Below are 20,048 nucleotides of genomic sequence, written 5' to 3' on the forward strand. Positions count from 1 at the left end.
TTAATTATTCATTATTCATTATTAATTATTAATTTGAAAAGGTGAACACAGAAGAACTAAAAACCATCGCCAGCCAGTTAGGCAAACCCTCCGGGGAAGACGGCATTAAAACAGCCGACAGCATGCACATTAACAATGGCGGCATGATACAACGCACGATAGACCTGCTGGGCTGCCGGGAAGGGGATGCAGTGCTGGAGATCGGTCCCGGCAACGGCGGCTATGCACCCTACGTGCTTTCCCGCGCTCCCGGGCTGCGCTATTATGGCATAGATATTTCCGAAACCATGGTACAACAGGCCATGCAGCGCAATGCAGCACTGGTAAAAGCCGGAACCGCCAGCTTTACCCTGGGCAACGGGCAAGAGCTGCCTTATGAAGATGCTTTTTTCGACAAGGTATTTACCGTGAATACCCTTTATTTCTGGGAGGAACCGCTACGGCAACTGCAGGAAATACGCCGGGTGTTAAAACCGCAGGGGCGGCTGTCCATCGGTATCCGCACCCGCGCCTTCATGGAAAAGCTGCCTTTTACCCAATACGGCTTCCGGTTGTACGATGCCGATGCAGCCACCACCCTGCTGGAAAAGGCCGGTTATACCGTTCGTGATACGGTGCTGGAAAAAGAAGAAAGCATGAGCATCATGGGCATGGTGCTGGAAAAAGAGCGGGTGGTAATAGTCGCGGAGAAATAACTTACTTCTTCAGCAGCCGGTTCTTCAATATCTTTTCCATCACGGCGTCTTTCATGCTCCGGGATACCGGCACCTGGTGCTTGCCCAGCTCTATGATATTGCCTTCAATACCGGTGATGCGTGCAGCATTTACCACAAAGGACTTATGCGTTTGAATAAAGCCAGGCGCGGTAATGGTCTCTATCACTGATTTCAGGGTGGCATGGGTCACATAGCGGGTTTGCACGGTGTGGATGCTTACGTAGTTCTCCATCGCCTCTATATACACAATGTCTTCCAGGGAGATCCTGACGAGCTTTTCGCCGGCCTTGATAAAAAGATGATCGGCATTCTCCTGCTGCGGGGATGAGCGGAACAGGTCATGCGCCCGGTTCACGGCTTTCAGGAAGCGCTCAAAGGAAACAGGCTTCAGCAGATAGTCCACTGCTTCCAGCTCAAAGCCTTTCAGCGCATACTGTTCATACGCCGTGGTAAAGATCACTTTGGGCGGCTGCGGCAGGCTTTGCAGCAGCTCCAGCCCGTTGATGTACGGCATTTCTATATCCAGGAACAGCAGGTCCACCGCCTGCTCGCGCAGCAGGTTGTTCAACGCTACGGCATCTTCGCAAACGCCCACCAGCTCCAGGAAGCTCACTTTCTCCACGTAGCCCTTTATGCCCTTGCGGGCCATTGGTTCATCGTCCGTTATGACACATTTTATTTTCATCTGCTAATATTTGCCCGGTTTCACACTTCATTTTCCCGGCGGCTTACTTCTTATCTCCTACTTCCTCAATGACCAGGTCCGCCAGGAAGCTTTGCCCCTTGTCCTGTATGGTGAGGGTATGCTTTCCCGGGTAGAGCAGCGCCAGTCGCCTTTTCAGGTGCTCCAGCCCTATGCCGCCGGCTTTCCTTTGCACGGTAATGTCCGGCTTGGCATTGCTCACATGAAAATGCAGGCGGTCCTGCTCCAGCCTTGCTTCGATCCTGATCCAGTACCGGCCGCCGGCGTACTTGAAAGCATTTTCCACCAGGGGCAGCAGCAGCAGCGGGTACAACTGCTGACCGTCCAGCGCATCATCAAAACGCACGTCGAGGGAAAGGTGCTCATTCATCCGGCTTTTCTGCAACCGGATATACGATTGCAGGTATTGCAGCTCCTGCCGGACGGTAACGGTTTGCTGCTGGTCATATAACTGGTAGCGCAGCAGCTCGGACAGCTCTTCGATGGTTTGCTTGGCCCGGCCTACGTCCTCATCCATCTGGAAATATACTGTATTCAATGCATTGAACAGGAAATGCGGGTGGTACTGCGCCTTGAGAAAACGCAGCTCCGCCTGCAACTGGTCATTACTGATCTTCTCGATCTGGAGCTGCTGCTCATAGCTTTTGCGGGTAGCGGCATTGCCCCTGGCAAAAGCGTAGTATAACAGCCAGTACAACAGGGGGATCAGGTAAATGTTCACCACATCGTACCATTGTAATCCATCGTCTGTTAGAGCTGCTACCGGCATTATGATAGCGGTGCATACCAGCTCTATCCACAGCGCCACCCCGGCAAATTCCTTTACCAGCGCACGGTTGCTGATAGGCGGTTTGTACCGCTGCTGGTTCTTTTCCAGGAGCCGCAGCAGCACGGCCTCCATCACATAGCAGGCCAGGATGGACATGCAGATCTCGGCGGCATTAACCTGCCAGGGCCGCAGCCAGAAGCGGGTATCCGAGATGATATCATTCACCAGGCGGATACTGGTGTAGATGATCAACCCGTACACGACCGGGAATATAATGCGCCACCGTAAATTTTGCATGTGATCAAGTTAAGTAAAAATCGGCGATCCCCTCCCCTGTTTTGACCATCGGCGGTTTTCCGGTGACACAATGCAACGGCTACCGCCATATCAATGTCCGGTTTTGCGTTGCGTGCAAAAAAAATGTATATTGAATATTGATAACCCATATTCCACACTCAAAATCCATTAAGATGAAGAAAACCCTTCTGTTCCTGGCATTTGTAGCTGTAGCAACGCTTAGCCAGGTACCCACCGCAAGTTCCATCGGCTGCGCAGGCCCGCATCCTTTCAAGAACGGAAAATGCAAGACCGAGATCGTTGGCGGAACGTATTATTCCTACTGTGGCTCCGTACTGGCCGGTGAAACGCCTAACTGTGCCATTTATGTGGAATAGGCTGCTTCACTGGCGGGCTACCTGTGTGGTAGCCCCCTTTCTATTATTTATCGTATATGCCGGTACAACGGGCTGCGCCGGCAAAGAGGCCGCCCCGGTCAATAATTGCGCAGCGGACAGCGGCCGGCTGATATCGCTGAAAGCGGTGGTGGCCGATACCCTGCGGCTGTACCTGGACAGCCTGCTGGTAGTAGGCGTACAAACACCGGTACAATACGTTGAAAAGGAAAATGCCCTGCTGGTATACGACGGTTACAACAAGCGGTTGCTGTCCTACCCCCTGGATGCAGGTACCGCGCTGCTGCGGCCCGGGCATATACAGCCCCTGCACCTGGACGGGAAGGTCACCTACTTTCAGTACCTGCGCCCCGACAGCCTGCTGCTGTATACTTACGACAGCTTTCAACTGCTGTTCTACAACATGGCTGCAGACAGCGTGTACAAAACCCTGTCCTTTACGGGCAGGCCGTTGCCGCCCAACCTGGCCTTTAACCCGGCGCCGCCTAATGCCTGCAATGCCGCGCCGATTATTTTAAAGGATCATACGATTATAGGCGTAGGCTACCTGATTGGTGAACGGGAGCACGAGGTGCCGGAGGGCCGCACCCTTTGCACGGAGATACACCTGCCGGACGGCAAGGTGCAGCACAAAGTGCCCTATTCAAAAGTCTACCGGTCCGCCAACTGGGGAGGCGTGCACATGCGCACACCTTATGCCGCCTATAATGCCACGGAGGACAAGCTGCTGCTCAGTCTCCCGGCAGACCACCGGCTGCAGGTGATAGACAGCGCCTGGCAGGTAAAGGATATATATGCCGGCACCCGGGAGCCCTGCTGTATCAGCGCCCTGCCTTTTCCCAAAACGCATCAAAAAATGAAGGACCCTGATATGCCGCTGCGTTACTTTACCGGTACGCCCTCCTACCGGAACATTATTTTTGATCCCTATCGCCAGCGCTATTACCGCCTGCTGCAGTTGCCGCCTGCCGCCACCGCCCTGAATCACGAAGGGTTGGCTGAAAAACACGCCAAAATAATCGCTTTCGATACCGCCTTCCACTACCTGGGTGAAGCGTCTTTACCCGGGAGCCTGGCGCTTGACAATTTTTTCGTGACGGCCCGGGGCCTCTATTTCCTGGATGCCGCTAACAAAGACTCAAATATTGGCCGATATGTACAAATTAAAATGGAGCTGTAAATACATCGTATATCCTATCCTGTTATGGCTGCTAAGCGCCTGCTCGCAGCAACATGCCGGGCTGATGAAGGCCCTGCACCTGCTGGACACGGACCTCCTTTCAACCGGCTATTATGTGATCATACCCAACCAGGGTTGCGAAGGTTGCATCAGCGCGGCGGAGGATTTTGTGAAGCGGCATTGTACCTCTTCCCCACATGTGAAATACATTTTCACCCGCACGCAATCCTTAAAGCTGCTGCAGATAAAGCTGGGACGGGACATCCTGCACAGCAGCCGGGTGCTGGTAGACAGCGCCAATATTATCCGGTACCCGGATCGTGATAAGGATATTTACCCGATGATCGTAACGGTGAAGGATGGACGGATCACGGACATTGCCTATCAACGGCCGGAGGAAGATGGGTTGGGAGTGGTGTTGAGGGGGGAATCTAACAATTGATTCACAAGTCACTACAGCCGCTTCCACTGCTATCCCTCATACGGCCCGCCAGTTGCTCCCCAACCCCATTTCGGCATCGGCTCACCTTCTTTGACAGGATTTTCATCCGTATTGGAATTGATCACCGCAATACGGCTCCCCCATTCCAGGTAGCCCACCAGTGCGGAGCGAAATTCTGGATCAGCCGCCAGGCCTACTTCATCCGCGGTTTCCAGCAAAAGGTCCATCCACCTTTTTCTTTTACGCTCGTCCAGCATCTTTCCCAGGTGATGCGCCACCATGGTGGCATGACTGCCCTTATCGCCCTCCGTATACAGGCGCGGACCGCCAAAGACCTCGGCAATAAAATGCGCTACATGCCGGCTGTGCCCCGGCGCCATATCCTTAAAAACGGGATACAGCAGCTCATCCTGCAATACTTTGCTGTAAAATACTTCCGTGAGCTTTTCCAGCGCTGCCTGGCCGCCGGCCCATTCATATAGTGTAGGCACTACTTTTCCTTGTTCCATGTGATAGGTGTGAGATTGTAATGTTTCATTTCTTCAATATTACTAAAAAAGGGCTGCACCAATTGAAAGAAGCCGGTGAATTCACTGCTTTTCCTGAACCCGTTCAGGTGGTCCTCTTTGGAGGTCCAGTGAATGGTGACGATGTAGTGTGTGGGCTCCTCTTCCCCATGAATAATATGGTAGCCGAGGCAATACGGGGACGCCTGCAGGTATTTGCCGGCATCGCTGTACGCTTTTTCAAAACTGGCTTGCTGGTCTTCCGGGATGTTGTAGCGGATAATTTCTACGGAGTACTGGTCTGTTTTCATAGTTTTGTTATTGTGCTGTGCCTGGCCAATGCTTGCAAAACACAATGCGGGCAGCAGTATCAGGTAATAGATCGTCTTCATATTAATCAGATTGTCGCCAAAAATATTTGAATAACTTTAACCGGGCAATAACTTACCGGAAGGTAAGCCCGTCAAATCCTGCCGCCATATGATCACCCTGAACGATAAAACATTCACCTGCCCGATCGATGTAAGCCTCCATTTCGTAAACGGCAAATGGAAAATACTGATCCTTTCTCACCTGCACCGTTTTGAAAAAAGGAGCTTCAGCGATATCCGGAACAACCTGCCGGGCGTATCGGAAAAAATGCTCACACAACAACTAAAGCAACTGGAAAGTGATCGGTTGATCAGCAAAACAGTGCTGTCATTAAAACCTTTGCGGGTGGAATATGCATTGACGGACCTGGGCCGTTCTTTTACGCCCCTGTATGAATTCCTGAGCCAATGGGGTATCCGTTACCTGAAAGAAAACGGTATTGACTACCTGAAAGACCAGGCATTGTATAAATGACAAAGGGGAAACTTTTCTGCATACTGTAGCCGGGCATACCCAGCTTAAAAATTAAGATAGACCTTGCCGTTATGCTCCGTCACCGCGTAGGTAACAATACCTTCCTTCGCGGGACCGGCCTTTACCTGGCCGGTAGTAGCCTCAAACTGGGAACCATGCCAGGGACATTGCACTGTACCGTATATCATCGCCCCTCCCGCCAGCGATCCGCCTTTGTGGGTACAGCGGTCGTCAAAAGCCACATACCCCTTTTCTGTTTTGGCCAGCACGATCCGCTTATTATGCACATGTACCAGCTTCATCTGGTCGGTTTGCAGCTCATCGGCTGTAGCTACCTCCACTTTTTCGGGGCGGCCGTCAATATGCATTTCCTTCCATTTACCGGCGCCGGCATAACGGGGATTTACCCCTATCTGGTTGCGGTATACCAGCGTACCGCCCATCCATCCTGAAATTCCCAGTCCCACTACCCCTGCCAGCTCCAGCAGGATGATCCAGAAGGCGGGCAGGTAAGGGTCCCGCTTCAGCAGCCAGGCCACAAAAAAGAGAACTACCACAAAAATGTTCAGCAACCCGTGCTGTGTGCCCCGCTTTTTTGCGGAACTTTTGGGCGGCACGGTAAACAGGTAGTCAATTATACCGGGCACAGCCGCCAGCAGGGCGCTTACAACGCCAGCTATCTGCAGGCAAATGGCCACAAAAGCAAAATCGTACCGGTTGCCGGCCAGCGCCAGGATATCAAACAACAGGGTGCCGATGAAGAAAGCGATAGGAAAGACGATCAGGATGGGGTGAATGGGGTGCCCCTTGATATGTGCCGTGCTTTTCATAATGTGAATGGTTTGCTCCAGGATAACCCTATCAAAAACTTTACCTGTCAATCATTATTTTTGCGCTCTCATCTAATTTTTTCATGAAGGCAACTGCTACTGTTCTGTTACTGCTGCTGGCCGCCACCGCAAAATGCCAGACCATTACCGGCTATATCACCGGCGCTGATAAAAAACCGTTGGAAGGCGCTACCATCTATCATCTCCGCACCGGCCACCATACGCACAGCAACGAGTTTGGCGCGTTCCAACTGGCGGGCGCCGGTAAAGGAGATTCCCTGAAGGTCACGCATGTAGCCTATACAACAAAAGTAGTGGTAGCGGAAACCGCACCCTTCCGCATTGTGCTGACTCCTTCCCCGCTGGAGCTGAACGAGGTGGCGGTTATCTCTACCGTCAAACACCTGAACATCATCTCCGATATAGACCTGCAGACCAACCCGGTGAACTCTTCCCAGGAGCTGCTGCGCACCGTGCCCGGCCTGTTCATCGGGCAGCATGCGGGCGGCGGCAAGGCGGAACAAATGTTCCTCCGCGGCTTTGACCTGGACCATGGTACGGATATCAACATCACCGTAGACGGTATGCCGGTGAACATGGTGTCCCATGCACACGGGCAGGGCTACGCAGACCTGCATTTCCTGGTACCGGAAACCGTGGAGCAGATAGATTTTGACAAAGGCCCTTATCATGCCGGCAAAGGCAATATGGCCACTGCCGGTTATGTGGCCTTTGAGACCAAAGAAAGACTGGACAACAGCGCGGTTACCCTGCAGGCGGGCCGCTTCAATACGGTGAAAACACTGGGGCTTTTTAACCTGGTGAACAACGAAAAACAGTCCGCTTACCTGGCTACGGAATACCTGGTGACGGACGGACCGTTTATATCCCCGCAAAATTTCAACCGCCTCAACCTCATGGGCAAGTACACCGCTTACCTGGCGGATCATGATAAAGTATCCATTGCAGTATCACATTTTTCCAGCAAATGGGACGCTTCGGGCCAGATACCACAGCGCGCCGTGGATGCGGGCCTGATCACCCGCTTTGGCGCTATTGACGATACGGAGGGCGGCAACACGCAGCGTACCAATATCAACCTGCAGTTCACGAAACAACTGGACGCTTCCTCCTACGTGAAGAATACAGCCTATTTCAGCCGCTATGATTTTGAGCTGTACTCCAATTTTACCTTTTTCCTCAACGACCCGGAGAACGGGGACCAGATCCGGCAAAAGGAAAAAAGGAATATCATGGGCTTTGAATCACAACTGAATAAAGTGTTGAACACCGGCCGTTCCGGTATCCACCTGCAGGCAGCGCTGGGCCTGCGGAACGATGCGGTGAAGGATGTGGAGCTGTCGCATACGGCCAACCGGAAAACCACCCTGGAAACCGTCCAGTTGGGCGATGTGAACGAGGCTAACCTGTACGGTTATGTGAATGCCGATATCCGTATCGGGAAATGGCTGATCAACCCCGGTCTGCGGGCGGATTATATGAAATTTGATTACGTGGACAAGCTGGCGGGCACCTATCGCACGCAGGCGGAAAGCAAGGCCATCCTCAGCCCCAAGCTCAATTTCCTGTACACGCAAAACAACAACCTGCAATATTTCATCAAGCTGGGCAAGGGCTTCCACAGCAACGACACCCGGGTGGTAGTGGCGGAAAAAGGCCGGGAGATACTGCCGGCTGCCTACGGCGCGGATGCGGGCCTCACCTGGAAACCGCTGCCCCGCCTGATCGTGAATACGGCTTTATGGTACCTGTACCTGCAGCAGGAATTTGTGTACGTAGGCGACGAGGGCGTAGTAGAGCCGGGCGGGCGCACGCAGCGGCAGGGCGCAGACCTGGGTATCCGCTACCAGTTGCTGCACTGGCTGTTCTTTAACACGGACCTCACCTACACCTATGCCCGCAGCATGGACGAGCCGAAGGATGCGGATTATATACCGCTGGCGCCGGACTTCACCTTCAGCGGAGGCTTTAGCTGGCAGCACCGTTCCGGTATTACCGGCAGCATTAAAAGCCGGTACATGGGCAGCCGCCCTGCCAATGAAGACAATTCCATTGTAGCCAAAGGATACTTCATCACCGATATGAACCTGGGCTACCAGTGGAAGCAATTCACGCTGGGCGTGATCATGGAGAATATCTTTAACACGGAGTGGAACGAGACCCAGTTTGCCACGGAATCCCGCCTGCAGACAGAAACGGCGCCGGTAACGGAGATCCATTTCACGCCCGGCGTACCGTTCAATATCAGGGGATCGCTTACCTTCCGGTTTTAGTGATGCCGGTTATGGCAATACCTCTGCCAGTTTCTTTTCCAGCTCCTCGCCGCGCAGGTTACGGGCCACTACCCTGCCTTCCTTGTCCAGCAGGAAATTGGCGGGCACGCTCTTCACGCCATAGGCGGCGGCGGCGTCATTGGCCCAGCCTTTGAGGTCAGATACATGCAGCCAGGTCAACTTGTCAGCGCGGATCGCTTTCAGCCAGCGCTCCTTTTTGTCATCCAGTGAAACGCCGATAATATCAAATCCCTTTTCGTGAAACTTATTATAGGCCGCTACCACATTCGGGTTTTCCTTGCGGCAGGGACCACACCAACTGGCCCAGAAATCCACCAGCACATACCGGCCCCTAAGAGCAGACAGGGTAACCGTCTTACCGGAAGTATCCTGCATGGTAAAGTCCGGCGCTATTTTGCCCGGAGCTGTTCTGCCATCGATCTCCAGCGCTTTGGCGACCTGCCGGCCGTAATAGGACTGCTGCACGTCTTTACTTAGCGTGGCAAACAGTTGCCGGGCCTTCGCAGTTTGCTGGTAAGTAATGTAGCGCTCCAGTATAATGTTGGCAGCGGCCGGCGATTGCGCATGCTGTTTTACATAAGCGCTCACAATGCTGTCATTGAACTTATCCAGGCTGGCAAAGTCCGCATCAAATGCTTTGCGCGTAACGGGATCCAGCTCTTTCTTACCACCCTGGTTGGCGATATCCAGGCGTTTGTATATGCGCCCGGCGCTGTCCACTACAGGCTTCCAGGCTATGTTGTAAAAGCCGGTATATACTTCCTGGGAAGGGCCGCCCTTTACCACCGCCTGATGCAGGGAGTCTTTATGTCCTGCAAAGGTGGTAAGGCCGCTTTCCAGGTAGAATATCTTTCCGTATTTAGCGCCGGACGGTTTCAGGAGGTACAGCAAAGGCTCCCGGATGCTGCCGGTAAAGCTGAAGGCCCCATCCTGTATGATCGCGGAATCCGGGGCCACGCTGTTGTTGTCCGCGCGGGAAAGGTATATGACCCCGCTGTCCATACCTTCCAATTTCCCATTGAGGGTGTAGCGGCAGCCGGCTTTTTCCTGGGCGGCAGCCGGCCGGAGGGATGCAGCAGCCAGCAATGCTATCGTTAATGGTTGTACGATCTTCATCCTGATTTGATTTTAATGGTGTATTAATGATCACCAACCCGGGTTATTCGGCTGCAGGTTGGGGTTTTTATCCATCTCTGTCTGGTAAATGGGAAACAGGTACATCTTATCGCTGAAGGCCCGGCTCAGCACCGGTACCGTAGTATACACGCGTTGCCCGGCATCGGTCTGGGTAATGCTGACGCCCAGCATGTCTGTTCCCAGCTTTTCCTGCCCCAGTTTCCAGCGGCGTATGTCCCAGAGCCGCGTGCCTTCAAAAGCCAGCTCTATGGTACGTTCGTGCCTTATCTTTTCCCGGGTCAATGCGCCTGCCGGCACTTCAGGCATATGCGCCCGGGCGCGGACCATGTTAATATACGTGCGCGCCTCCTCCGTTCTGCCCAGCTCAAAAGCCGCCTCTGCGCAGTTCAGCAATATTTCGGCATAGCGCAGCAGGATATAGTTTTGCCCGCCGCCATAGCTTTTGGAAAGATCAAAGGGGTTGAAAGAGGGCTCCTGCATCTTTCTCAGCGCATAGCCGGTTGTAAGCGCCGCATAGCTGGGATTATAAGCGGAACCAGGCAGCAGGTCCAGGGTAATGCCATTCCAGGTAGCGCCGTCGTAAAAAATGCTGGCGTAAAAGCGGGAGTCCCGGTTGGCATAAGGCTGCGCAGGATCATAGCCGGAGCCGGCCGCTCCGGGCATTGTTCCATTGGCCATTTCATATTCGTCCACGATGTTCTGCGTTGGCTGGTTCAGCGCGCTGGGGCCAGGCGGCACCAGCCCCCAGGGCAGGTTGTAATGATGCACATGGTAGCCTTTGAAATTAGTGGTATACTGGTGATCAAAGATCACTTCCATGTTATTATCATTCGCTTCGTGAAACAGCGTTTCGTAGTCCGGGAACAGGCCATAGCCGGCCTGCCCGGCAATATCGATCACCGCTTTGGCAGCGTCATAGGCTTTTTGCCAGTTATTGTCATAGCTGGCGGCATACAGCAGCACCCTGGATTTAAGCGCCAGCGCGGCCCCCCTGGTTACGCGACCCACATTGGCCGTTCCGTATTTGAACGGCAGGTTGCCCGCCTGGTAAATACTGTCCAGTTGCCCGGTGATAAATTCCACCACCGCCGCATAGGGTGCGCGGGATACATTGAGGTCGCCGTCCAGGTGCTGCGAGGCCGTGATCAGCGGCACTGCGCCAAAATAGTTGGCCAGGTAGGCATAGTGCAGCGCCCGCAGGAAGCGGGCTTCGTCCGCAGTCCTTCTTTTGAAGGCATCGCTGGCCGGCAACCGGCCTATGTTCTCCAGGAAAAGGTTGCAGCGCCGGATCTTAGACCAGGAATTATCCCACATGCTGGTAATGCCGTAAGGCAGGCTGGAGGGCAGGAAGGTGCCCTGGTAAATGCTGACATTACCGCTATAATACAGCTCGTCGCTGAGGCCATCCGTCATGACCCCGGCAAATTCCGTGGGAATGCCGGCATACAGGTTGTTCAGGAATAAACCGGCCAGCGTGGAATCCTGCCACACGTCCGCATCGCTGTACCGGTCCATTGGTTTGCTGTCCAGGAAATCTTTCTTACAGGCGCCTGCCAGCAGCAGCAGGACGGCGGACAGGGAAAGCAGTTTGATATATGTTTGCATGTTGGCCGGTATTAAAATTTAACGTTAAACCCAATATTGTACAGTCGCTGCAACAGGTAGCTGGTAGCGCCGAAAGAGCTGACAGCCGATTCGGGGTCCACATCTTTCATGTTTGTGAAGGTGAGCAGGTTGGCGCCGCTCACATATACCCGGGCGCTGTTGATCCGCAGCCCGTTCAGCACATGGTCGGGAATGGTATAGCCTATCTCCAGGTTCTTGAGGCGCAGGTAAGCCGCGTTCCTCAGCCAGTAGGATGACAGGGCCTGGTTGTTCAGGTTGTCCTTGAACAGGCGCGGATAGGAGGCGTCCGTATTCTCGGGCGTCCAGCGGTCCAGGTGCTGCTCCATCGGCACGCTGCTGCCTGAGCCGGCAAAGGCCCAGGCACCCAGGCCCACCATGTATTTCCGGATATTGCCCGCGCCCTGGAACAGGGCGTTCAGGTCAAAGCCTTTAAAGCTGGCGCCTAACGTTATCCCATATATGATCTCCGGGTAGTCGCCCTTGGTGATGATGGTACGGTCATCCGGGGTAACGGCCCCGTCCCCGTTCAGGTCTGCGTAGCGGATATCCCCGGGCGCTACATTGCTATACAAGGGAGTGGGGCCTTTCTCAATCTCTTCAGTGGACTGGTACAGGCCGGTAGCCACATATCCCAGGTTGCTGAGATTAGCCGGGTTCAGGGCAATAGGATGCCCGATGGCGCTTTGCCAGGGCAGCAGTCCTGCCGGCTGCGGCGCATACACGACCTTGTTCCTGTTAAAAGTGATATTGGGCCTGACGGAATAGCGCAACTGCCCGATGGTATGCTGGTGCGACAGCGCCACCTCGATGCCTTTATTGTCCACTACGGAAAGGTTCTCATTAGGCAGCGTACCGCCAATGGTAGCCGGTACGGAGGCCGCCCGGCTGCCCAGTATATCCCTGGTACGCTTGTAGAAATAATCCGCTTCTACGCCCAGCAGGTCGTCAAAGAAACGGGCCTCTACCCCGATGTTGGTCATTTCCGCCTTCTCCCAGGTAAAGGAAGCATTCGGGATCACGCCAGGCACCAATGCCTGCAGGTCCGCATTATTAAAAGTATAGTAGCCCTCCAGGCCGGTTCCCAGCGTATAGGCATTCAGGTAGTCAAACCGGCCGATACGGTCATTCCCCAGCCGCCCCCAGGAACCTCTTACTTTCAGGAAGGTAATAGCCGGTATGCTGCGGATGAACGGTTCCTCCGACAGTATCCATCCTGCTGCCAGGGAGGGAAAGAAGCCAAAACGCTCGCCCGGCGGGAACACGTCCGATCCGTCGTAGCGGAAACTGTACTCAAACAGGTAGCGGTCATGAAAAGTGTAGCCCAGGCGGCCTACCACGCTCTGCCGGGCATCCCGGAAGCCGCCGCCGGTGGTCGTAGCGGTAGCCGGGTCGCCGGCAAAAAGCTGGTCTATCTGTGCGGAAGGAAAGTTGCCGCGGTTGGCAGAAAGGTTATCTCCTTTGTTCTCCGTTTGCGTGTACAATACCATTGCATTCACCGCATGCCTGCCAAAGCTGCGCTGGTAGCGCAGGGAGGCTTCAGCCAGCACGGTCTGCCGCTGGCGGTAGTCTTCTCTCAGCGAAGCGCGGGTATTCCCGGTGGTACGGGAAGTATAGGTACCATCATCATTACGTATATAGCTGACATAAGGCTTTACAAAGTACTTGAAAAAAGTGCTGTACTTGTTGTACGAAAAAGTCCCCCTGGCAGACAGGCCGGTGATGAACGGAATGGAATAGGTCAGCGAGCCGACTGTTTCCAGCACGTTCAGATCAGTATTGGAATAGCCCCCCTCTCCTCTTGAAACCAGGTAGGGGCTGCCGTTTACCAGGGAGCTGAATCCATTGGGGATGGAGATGTAATTATAGTAGCCGTTCGAAAACCGGCTGGGTATCAGCGGGGATATCTGCCGGTAATAGCTTTCCACCGCAGAACCGGCCACCTGGTCCACTGTTTTTTCCAGCCGGCCGTTGATGTTGAGCGATACCATCAGCCGGTTGGTGATCACGGCATCCAGGTTGGAGCGCAGGGAATATTGCTTGTACCCGGCAGCGGGATAGGCGCCGTCCTGGTCCAGGTAGCCGCCGGAAATAAAATATTTGGCTTTGTCGCTGCCACCGTTCACAGTCATGTTATGGCGCTGCTGGAAAGCGGAAGGTTTCATCAGCTCACGGTACCAATCCGTATTCGCATAGCGGTCAGGGTCGGACCCGGTGCGGATCATTTCCAGTTGTTCATCGGTATACCCCTTGTTAGTGGCGGGATTGAAGGTGCCCTCGTTCCGGTAGGTTTCATTCAGCAGCGTGGCGTATTGGTAGCCATCCACCATGTCCGCCAGTTGCGTGGGCTTTTGCCAACTGCCGTTGAAGGTGTAGCTCAGCACGGGTTTACCGCTCCTGCCCCGTTTAGTGGTGATCAGTATTACGCCGTTGGCCGCCCGTGCGCCGTATACGGCTGCTGTGCCGGCGTCTTTCAATACGGAAATGCTTTCAATATCATTCGGATCAATGTGCGGCAATACGGCATTCACCTGCGCGCCACTGGCATCCACGGATTCCTGCGGAATACCGTCAATAACGATCAGCGGCGAAGAATTGGTGGGAGAACTGATGCCGCGCACCAGCAGGCGGGAATCGTCCCGGCCCGGCTGCCCGGAGCCCTGGAAAGCGATCAGTCCCGGCAGGTGCCCGGCCAGCGTATTGCTGATATTGCCGGAGGGGTTCTGCCTGATCTCATCCCCGCTTACCGTCACCACGGAACCGGTGATGCTGCTCTTCTTCTGCGAAGTGTAGCCCAGCACCACCACCTGTTTCAGGCTGCCGGCAGCCGGGCGGAGTATGAGCTGCACGGAAGTATCCTTCGTTACCCGCAGTTCCTGCGTTTCAAAACCGATGTGGCTGAATATCACCACATGGTCGCCTGCGGCAGGCAGGCGCAGGCCGAAATGCCCTGCTTCATCCGTAGCAGTATGCGCTGTACGGCTGTCTTTCAGCCGCACGGTCACCCCGGGCAAGGGCTGGTAGTCTTCATCGATCACCATCCCGCTGATAGTTATTTCCTGCACCTGCTGTCCTTTGGGCGTAATGGCGATCAGGTTGTTCTCCAGCAGGGTAAAAGAAAGCCCGGTATTCTGCAGGATACCCGTGAGCACATCCGCTACCGGCTCATTGTCCGCATGCACGCTTACCCGCAACTGCGCGGGCAGCACGCTGGTATTGTACACGAACTTGTAGGGAGAGCTTTTCTGGATGGCCTGCAGCACCTGGCGCAGCGGGCTGTTGTCCATGTTCAGCGTGATCCGGGCCGTTTGGCTGTAGGTGGCGGCGGATACCGATAATCCGCATAGCAGTAAAAGCAGTGCCACCAGCTTCAATTTGCATAGCATTCTTACAGCCCCTGGTACAGGGGCTGTCGTTTGTTTGTTTAGCATCACTACTAAAGGTTTAATTTTGGTTGACTTTTTATTGGTTGGTTGTTGGCTGTCAGTATAGTATAATTGTATCTTGTGCTCTCCTGTAATGAAAACTGCTGGTGGCCTGTAATGCGCGTAACACCTGGTCTATATTCTCCTTGTCAAAAGTGGCCACAAAGCGGTACTGCTTCAACTGTTCCTGCTCAAACCTGATCTGCACCCCATACCAGCGCTCCAGCTCACGTGCAATGACATCAAACGGCTGATCATTGAAAGTAAGCCGTCCCCGTGTCCAGTCTGTTTCCATTGGCTTATCCAGTGTCGTATCGCCGCTGAGGAGCATCACCCTGTATTGCGGTGCCGGTAAATAGCCGGCAGAAGACCGCCCGGCCTTTGCTTCCGGGTTCGCCACCTGCAGTTTGCAGCGGGAAGACAGCAGCACTCCTTTCTCCGGCAGCACGTGCCGGCCCGCACTGCTGTTGGCATACACCTGTATGGCCCCTTCCAGCAGGGAGGTTTCCGTCACGGTATCCTCCGGGTAGGCTTTTACATTGAACGCCGTGCCCAGCACCTTAATGAGGATGGCGGGCGTATGTACCAGGAATGGCCGGCGGGCATCGGGTGCTACTTCAAAATAAGCTTCGCCGCTCAGGTACACATTACGGTTATGTTGATTGAAATCCGCTGCCAGGGTAAGGGTACTGCCACCGTTCAGTTGGAGGGCGCTGCCATCCGGTAGCTGCAGTTTTTTTCTTTCTCCTGCTTTGGCATGGTATACAGTAGCTTTTGCTGCAGGATCAATACGGAATGCGGACCGGTAATGCCAGACCAATGCAGCCGTTACGAACAGTGCTAATACGGTCATCACCGCCCATATCCTCCTCCGCGGCCGGCGGCGCGTGACCGGCCCGCTCAGCGGCGTAAAGAGCTCCGGCGCTTCCCGGCGCTGCCGCCACTGTTGCAGAAAATGGTCGCGGTCCTGCTCAAATTGCGCGGCGGTGGTGCCTCCGTTCAGGAAAAAATACAGTTCCCTGGCTTTGTCTATCGCTGCTTTTTGCCGGGGATGCTCATTTGCCCGGCGCGTCCAGTAAGCCACGGCCCCGGAGTCTGTGCCCAGGCAATACTGCAGGAAAGATTCATCCGCCAGCAGGTCCTCTATGTTAAACCCGGAAGTGTCCATTACTCCTTTGATCTTTCTGTATGGAGGAACGGGTTCCCGTTTTTTACCATGGATCTTTCAACTTTTTTTTTGAGACTCACTGCGCCAGGTAATGCATCAATATAAAAACGAGCAGAACCGGCAAGGGGGGCAACTGCTCCCTGGCGCCGCTGGCATCCAGGTCCTGGCGCAGGCTTTTGAGCGCGTTGTGTATAATATTATAGGTGGTGCGTATGGATATATTGCATTTTTCAGCGATCGCTTCGTAGGAGAGATTATCGAAATAACGCAGTTTCAGCAGCTCCTGCTGCCGGGGAGTTAACTTTTCAAAGCTGTCCAGGAGCCTGCGCTTCCGGGCTTCGTCCATCTGTACAGCCTGCAGGCGCTCTTCGTAGGAAGCTTCATAGGTGGCTTCCATATGGGAAAGCTGCTGCTCCTTTTCCTGCCGGCGCTGTGCAGATTTGATCTTGTGCAGGATGGCTCTCCGCATGCAGGACAACAGGTAGGAACGTACATTTTCCACCATGGGCAGCCGGTCCCTTTTATCCCAGAGATCGATCAGCAGCTCCGTAAAACATTCTACTGCCAGCTCCCGGTCATGTACCAGTTGCGTGCCGTAGTTAACGAGACCGATATAATGTTCATTGTACAGCTTCAGCAAGGCTTCCTCACCGCCACTTTTCAGCGCCCACCATGTTTCATTGCCCGTTGTACCTGCTGTCATGGCCTAAACATACAAGAATTCGGCAACACATGCAACCACTACCATCCCACGTACTTCGGCGGTTGTATGCCGTTCAGGCGCAGGTATACCACCAGTTGCCCGCGGTGATGCACCTGGTGATCGTTCATCAGGTTGATGATCTGCCGCCTGCTCATCGGGCCGGCAAAGAATTTTACCTGCTCATCCAGTTGAGCTGCATCCATGCCTTTCACCGCTGCAATCGCGTAATCGAATGCCTTTTCTACTGTAGCGATGATCAGTTCTTTGCTCTTTCCCTTGGCGTCCAGGTCCGCTTTGGTGAAGGGGTTGGGCGTATCCGTAATATAGGCGGAAGCCAGCCAGCTAATGTTCTGCGCCATGTGCAGCAACTGTGCGGCAAAGGTCATTTCATCCGCTACGGGCTTATACGTATACTTATCTTCCGGCATGGACGCCGCCATGGCCAGTGTAGTGGTTTTGGCCCGCTCCAGTTGAGCAGCGGCTTCCTGTAGCAGCGGACTTGGTTGCGCTACGGCGGTGGCCATGATCAGCAGCCCGGCTAACAGGCAATACATTCGCTTCATGCTATATCTGTTTGAATGGTTTTATTGGATGGTCAAAAGCGTAAATATAAGCAACCTTTCCTTAGCTTTGACCGTAGTTAAACATATGCCTGTATGGAAACGGCAGTACAATATTGGCACCTGCGCAGGCACCGGCTCTTCTCAAAGCTGTCTGCAGCAGATATAAAAGAACTGTGCATCCTGAGCGGCTATAAAAAAGCAGCGAAGGATGAGGTGATCTATATCTCCGACCACGTGCGGCGCATTTACGTGCTCAAGAAAGGCGTGATCCGGATCAGCACCATCGATGCCGCGGGCAATGAAGTACTGAAGGACGTAGTGCAGGAAGGAGACCTGTTCGGGGAGATCACCCTTTCGCCCGGGCACAACGGCCAGCAGGGCCCAGAAATAGCGCGGGCTGTCAGCCAGGAAGTATCGCTGTGCTCTTTCCTGCTGCAGGATTTTGAAAAGCTCCTGCTGCGCAAGCCCGGCCTTTCACTGGAATATACCAGGTGGATCGGCATGAAGCTCACGAGGATGCATACACGCTATGCGGACCTGGTCTGCAAGGATGCGCGCACACGGCTGATCGAATTCCTGAAGGGCTTTTCCATCCAGCGCGGCAAAGTAAAGGGCCGGGAAGTAAGGATACGGAACTATCTCACCCAAAAGGACATTGCCGGCATCATCGGCGCTACCCGCCAGACCGTGGCCACCCTCATAGGAGAACTGGAGCAACAGGGACTGCTCCGCTACTCCCGCAGCGAGATCATTATACCGGATATGGCTTTATTTCAATAGCACCACTATTTGCTTCCGTATGTCGCCTGCACGACATTTGGCTACCCCGGGATAACGGAAATTGCGATCACATCAAACCTACAGCTATGTGGTTAAAACGCCGCCTCCTGCTTTTGACAGTGGCCCTGTTCCCGGCCGCTATAGCCGCTGCACAGGGTTGCAGCGACGCCGGTTTCTGCTCCATCGGCAGCATTAAAACAGACAGCCGCCCTTTCCGGCATAAACACCTGGTGACCATCAACCCGGCCTACGGCAATGGAGAACATGGGGTAGGCGTGTATACCCTGGCCCTGCAATATGACTACATGGCCGGCAGCCGTACCACCCTGCAGGCGCGCATTACCGGCAATTATGCCACCGGTGACCTTGGCAATGTAGCCGGCCCGGGCGATGTCTGGCTGAATGTCATACAATCCCTCTACAGTAAAAAAGAACTGGATATTTCCCTGAACCTGGGCGTTAAGCTTCCGCTCAACGGCGCCAAGCGGGAAAAAGACGGCCGGGCGCTGCCCATGGGCTACCAGCCCAGCCTGGGTACCACGGACCTGGTGACCGGCATCGCGCTTTTCTGGAAACAATGGCAACTGGCGGCCGCCTGGCAGCAACCCCTCAGCGGGCGTAACAAGAACACCTTCTTTGCGGAAGACTGGCCCGGGAATGCGCATGCCATGCAATTCCGGTCCACCAACCGTTTCCTGCGCAAAGGAGATGTGCTGCTCCGCCTCAACCGGCACCTCCGGGTAGGAGACGCCTGGGTGCTGAATGCCGGCCTGCTGCCCGTATACCACCTGGCTAATGACAGCTATATTGATAAGTCGGGCAACAGCATTTCCATTGAAGGCTCCCGCGGCCTGACCCTGAACGCCAATATAGCGGCGCTTTTCAAGGCCAGCCAGCGACTGGACATCGGCTTTACCGCGGGCTGGCCCCTGGTATCGCGGGACGCGCGCCCCGAAGGGCTCACACGGACCATGGTACTGTCACCGGAACTGAAATGGAAATTTTAAACGCTCCTACTTCGCTGCGGCCAGGGCTTTGGCATTGGCCAATAGCATTGCCCCGCTGATCCTTTTCCTGAAATCCGGGTTCACATACTCATACAGGATCTCTCCTTCCATGTTCAGCAGGAATACGGCCGGCACGGGCAGGAAAGAGGTATTCCTCCCGTCAGAGCCTTCCCGGATCACTTTTTCATAATGCGCAGGCACCTGGTAAGCAATGCCCATGGCTTTTGTCAGCGCGCCCTCGCTATCGGAAAAAAGGCGGTAGCCCAGCTTATCCTTCTCCATCGTGGCGCGCAGTTTGTCCGGTGCATCCGGGCTGATGGCCACCACCTGGTAGCCCAGGGCTTTGAGGGAGGCTTCCGTTTCCGCCAGCTCGCTCAGGTGCCGGTTACAGTAAGGGCACCATCCGCCGCGGTAAAATACCAGCACGGTAGGCTGTTTGCTGAAGATACGGGTAGTGGGCACCTGCTTGCCATCCGTGTCCTGCACGGTTACAGCGGGCACTTTTGTTCCTACCAGCAGGGGGTGTACGTCATTTGCCGTGGCGGGCAACTGCGCCAGTGCAGCGGAACCGGCGCCCGCCAGCATGATGGCTGCCAGCAGCAGTGTTTTAGCTATTTTCATCATCCTGGAAAGATTTTCCAGG

General features: G+C 54.5%; 20 protein-coding genes. 8 read left to right on the forward strand and 12 right to left on the reverse strand.

What is annotated here, in order from left to right; all coding sequences use genetic code 11:
• Window positions 1-41 precede the first annotated feature (41 nt).
• Window positions 42-695 carry a class I SAM-dependent methyltransferase gene (locus LX66_RS22595; RefSeq protein WP_145717740.1) on the forward strand — a complete coding sequence of 218 codons (654 nt, stop codon included), beginning with the start codon at window positions 42-44 and terminating at the stop codon, window positions 693-695.
• Window position 696: 1 nt separating this feature from the next.
• Here the strand turns inward: LX66_RS22595 and LX66_RS22600 are convergent, their stop codons facing one another.
• Window positions 697-1,401, reverse strand: coding sequence for a LytR/AlgR family response regulator transcription factor (locus LX66_RS22600; protein ID WP_145717741.1), 705 nt, complete (start codon window positions 1,399-1,401; stop codon window positions 697-699).
• Window positions 1,402-1,444: 43 nt separating this feature from the next.
• Complete coding sequence (locus tag LX66_RS22605; protein ID WP_145717742.1) at window positions 1,445-2,485, reverse strand: sensor histidine kinase; 1,041 nt, start codon at window positions 2,483-2,485, stop codon at window positions 1,445-1,447.
• Window positions 2,486-2,658: 173 nt separating this feature from the next.
• Between LX66_RS22605 and LX66_RS22610 the strand changes: the two genes are divergently transcribed.
• From LX66_RS22610 to LX66_RS22620, 3 genes are read left to right on the forward strand one after another with little or no spacing between them, the layout of a single operon-like run.
• On the forward strand, window positions 2,659-2,862 hold the full coding sequence (locus tag LX66_RS22610; protein ID WP_145717743.1) for a hypothetical protein: 204 nt from the start codon (window positions 2,659-2,661) through the stop codon (window positions 2,860-2,862).
• On the forward strand, window positions 2,852-4,060 hold the full coding sequence (locus LX66_RS22615) for a DUF4221 family protein (protein ID WP_145717745.1): 1,209 nt from the start codon (window positions 2,852-2,854) through the stop codon (window positions 4,058-4,060). Before LX66_RS22610 ends, LX66_RS22615 begins: the two co-directional genes overlap by 11 nt.
• On the forward strand, window positions 4,035-4,502 hold the full coding sequence (locus LX66_RS22620; protein ID WP_145717746.1) for a hypothetical protein: 468 nt from the start codon (window positions 4,035-4,037) through the stop codon (window positions 4,500-4,502). The genes LX66_RS22615 and LX66_RS22620 overlap by 26 nt, the downstream gene beginning before the upstream one ends.
• Before the next feature lie 29 nt (window positions 4,503-4,531).
• Here the strand turns inward: LX66_RS22620 and LX66_RS22625 are convergent, their stop codons facing one another.
• The gene (locus tag LX66_RS22625; protein ID WP_145717747.1) at window positions 4,532-5,011 is read right to left on the reverse strand and encodes a group II truncated hemoglobin; all 480 of its coding nucleotides are present in this window, start codon (window positions 5,009-5,011) and stop codon (window positions 4,532-4,534) included.
• Entirely contained in the window at window positions 4,993-5,400 is a 408-nt protein-coding gene (locus tag LX66_RS22630) for an antibiotic biosynthesis monooxygenase family protein (protein ID WP_211366477.1), read from the reverse strand. Before LX66_RS22630 ends, LX66_RS22625 begins: the two co-directional genes overlap by 19 nt.
• A gap of 88 nt (window positions 5,401-5,488) precedes the next feature.
• Between LX66_RS22630 and LX66_RS22635 the strand changes: the two genes are divergently transcribed.
• Window positions 5,489-5,854, forward strand: coding sequence for a winged helix-turn-helix transcriptional regulator (locus tag LX66_RS22635; protein WP_145717748.1), 366 nt, complete (start codon window positions 5,489-5,491; stop codon window positions 5,852-5,854).
• 44 nt (window positions 5,855-5,898) lie between these two features.
• Here LX66_RS22635 and LX66_RS22640 read toward each other — a convergent pair whose 3' ends face one another.
• Entirely contained in the window at window positions 5,899-6,684 is a 786-nt protein-coding gene (locus LX66_RS22640; RefSeq protein ID WP_145717749.1) for a DUF2231 domain-containing protein, read from the reverse strand.
• Between the two features lie 83 nt (window positions 6,685-6,767).
• Here LX66_RS22640 and LX66_RS22645 point away from each other — a divergent pair, with 83 nt between their 5' ends.
• A complete protein-coding gene (locus LX66_RS22645; RefSeq protein WP_145717750.1) occupies window positions 6,768-8,978 on the forward strand; it encodes a TonB-dependent receptor in 2,211 nt (736 codons plus the stop codon).
• 9 nt (window positions 8,979-8,987) lie between these two features.
• Here the strand turns inward: LX66_RS22645 and LX66_RS22650 are convergent, their stop codons facing one another.
• The 6 genes from LX66_RS22650 to LX66_RS22675 all read right to left on the reverse strand — a co-directional run bounded on the left by LX66_RS22650 (window position 8,988) and on the right by LX66_RS22675 (window position 17,618).
• Window positions 8,988-10,115: a TlpA disulfide reductase family protein gene (locus tag LX66_RS22650; RefSeq protein ID WP_145717751.1), complete on the reverse strand. Its 1,128-nt coding sequence runs from the start codon at window positions 10,113-10,115 to the stop codon at window positions 8,988-8,990.
• Window positions 10,116-10,145: 30 nt separating this feature from the next.
• Window positions 10,146-11,741, reverse strand: a complete 1,596-nt coding sequence (locus LX66_RS22655) for a RagB/SusD family nutrient uptake outer membrane protein (protein ID WP_145717753.1) — start codon at window positions 11,739-11,741, stop codon at window positions 10,146-10,148.
• Between the two features lie 11 nt (window positions 11,742-11,752).
• Window positions 11,753-15,124, reverse strand: coding sequence for a TonB-dependent receptor (locus LX66_RS22660; protein WP_158642717.1), 3,372 nt, complete (start codon window positions 15,122-15,124; stop codon window positions 11,753-11,755).
• Window positions 15,125-15,242: 118 nt separating this feature from the next.
• The gene (locus LX66_RS22665) at window positions 15,243-15,974 is read right to left on the reverse strand and encodes a FecR family protein (protein ID WP_407643615.1); all 732 of its coding nucleotides are present in this window, start codon (window positions 15,972-15,974) and stop codon (window positions 15,243-15,245) included.
• A gap of 454 nt (window positions 15,975-16,428) precedes the next feature.
• A complete protein-coding gene (locus LX66_RS22670) occupies window positions 16,429-17,055 on the reverse strand; it encodes an RNA polymerase sigma factor (RefSeq protein WP_145717756.1) in 627 nt (208 codons plus the stop codon).
• A gap of 38 nt (window positions 17,056-17,093) precedes the next feature.
• Window positions 17,094-17,618, reverse strand: coding sequence for a DinB family protein (locus tag LX66_RS22675; protein ID WP_145717757.1), 525 nt, complete (start codon window positions 17,616-17,618; stop codon window positions 17,094-17,096).
• A 93-nt stretch (window positions 17,619-17,711) separates the two neighbouring features.
• Between LX66_RS22675 and LX66_RS22680 the strand changes: the two genes are divergently transcribed.
• Together LX66_RS22680 and LX66_RS22685 are read left to right on the forward strand one after the other, a co-directional pair.
• A complete protein-coding gene (locus LX66_RS22680) occupies window positions 17,712-18,398 on the forward strand; it encodes a Crp/Fnr family transcriptional regulator (protein ID WP_145717758.1) in 687 nt (228 codons plus the stop codon).
• Between the two features lie 86 nt (window positions 18,399-18,484).
• Window positions 18,485-19,405, forward strand: a complete 921-nt coding sequence (locus LX66_RS22685; RefSeq protein WP_145717759.1) for a hypothetical protein — start codon at window positions 18,485-18,487, stop codon at window positions 19,403-19,405.
• Between the two features lie 6 nt (window positions 19,406-19,411).
• On the opposite strand, the gene LX66_RS22690 is transcribed toward LX66_RS22685, so the two are convergent.
• Window positions 19,412-20,029, reverse strand: a complete 618-nt coding sequence (locus LX66_RS22690; RefSeq protein ID WP_211366480.1) for a peroxiredoxin-like family protein — start codon at window positions 20,027-20,029, stop codon at window positions 19,412-19,414.
• Between the last annotated feature and the right edge of the window lie 19 nt (window positions 20,030-20,048).

The organism is Chitinophaga japonensis (assembly GCF_007830125.1).
GTDB lineage: Bacteria > Bacteroidota > Bacteroidia > Chitinophagales > Chitinophagaceae > Chitinophaga > Chitinophaga japonensis.

What these genes read in the sequence shown, in the direction of transcription:
- LX66_RS22600 (WP_145717741.1), bottom strand. Translation starts at nt 1,401, where the DNA reads ATGAAAATAAAATGTGTCATAACGGACGATGAACCAATGGCCCGCAAG.
- LX66_RS22605 (WP_145717742.1), bottom strand. Translation starts at nt 2,485, where the DNA reads ATGCAAAATTTACGGTGGCGCATTATATTCCCGGTCGTGTACGGGTTG.
- LX66_RS22610 (WP_145717743.1), top strand. Translation starts at nt 2,659, where the DNA reads ATGAAGAAAACCCTTCTGTTCCTGGCATTTGTAGCTGTAGCAACGCTT.
- LX66_RS22615 (WP_145717745.1), top strand. Translation starts at nt 2,852, where the DNA reads ATGTGGAATAGGCTGCTTCACTGGCGGGCTACCTGTGTGGTAGCCCCC.
- LX66_RS22620 (WP_145717746.1), top strand. Translation starts at nt 4,035, where the DNA reads ATGTACAAATTAAAATGGAGCTGTAAATACATCGTATATCCTATCCTG.
- LX66_RS22625 (WP_145717747.1), bottom strand. Translation starts at nt 5,011, where the DNA reads ATGGAACAAGGAAAAGTAGTGCCTACACTATATGAATGGGCCGGCGGC.
- LX66_RS22630 (WP_211366477.1), bottom strand. Translation starts at nt 5,400, where the DNA reads ATGAAGACGATCTATTACCTGATACTGCTGCCCGCATTGTGTTTTGCA.
- LX66_RS22635 (WP_145717748.1), top strand. Translation starts at nt 5,489, where the DNA reads ATGATCACCCTGAACGATAAAACATTCACCTGCCCGATCGATGTAAGC.
- LX66_RS22640 (WP_145717749.1), bottom strand. Translation starts at nt 6,684, where the DNA reads ATGAAAAGCACGGCACATATCAAGGGGCACCCCATTCACCCCATCCTG.
- LX66_RS22645 (WP_145717750.1), top strand. Translation starts at nt 6,768, where the DNA reads ATGAAGGCAACTGCTACTGTTCTGTTACTGCTGCTGGCCGCCACCGCA.
- LX66_RS22650 (WP_145717751.1), bottom strand. Translation starts at nt 10,115, where the DNA reads ATGAAGATCGTACAACCATTAACGATAGCATTGCTGGCTGCTGCATCC.
- LX66_RS22655 (WP_145717753.1), bottom strand. Translation starts at nt 11,741, where the DNA reads ATGCAAACATATATCAAACTGCTTTCCCTGTCCGCCGTCCTGCTGCTG.
- LX66_RS22670 (WP_145717756.1), bottom strand. Translation starts at nt 17,055, where the DNA reads ATGACAGCAGGTACAACGGGCAATGAAACATGGTGGGCGCTGAAAAGT.
- LX66_RS22675 (WP_145717757.1), bottom strand. Translation starts at nt 17,618, where the DNA reads ATGAAGCGAATGTATTGCCTGTTAGCCGGGCTGCTGATCATGGCCACC.
- LX66_RS22680 (WP_145717758.1), top strand. Translation starts at nt 17,712, where the DNA reads ATGGAAACGGCAGTACAATATTGGCACCTGCGCAGGCACCGGCTCTTC.
- LX66_RS22685 (WP_145717759.1), top strand. Translation starts at nt 18,485, where the DNA reads ATGTGGTTAAAACGCCGCCTCCTGCTTTTGACAGTGGCCCTGTTCCCG.
- LX66_RS22690 (WP_211366480.1), bottom strand. Translation starts at nt 20,029, where the DNA reads ATGATGAAAATAGCTAAAACACTGCTGCTGGCAGCCATCATGCTGGCG.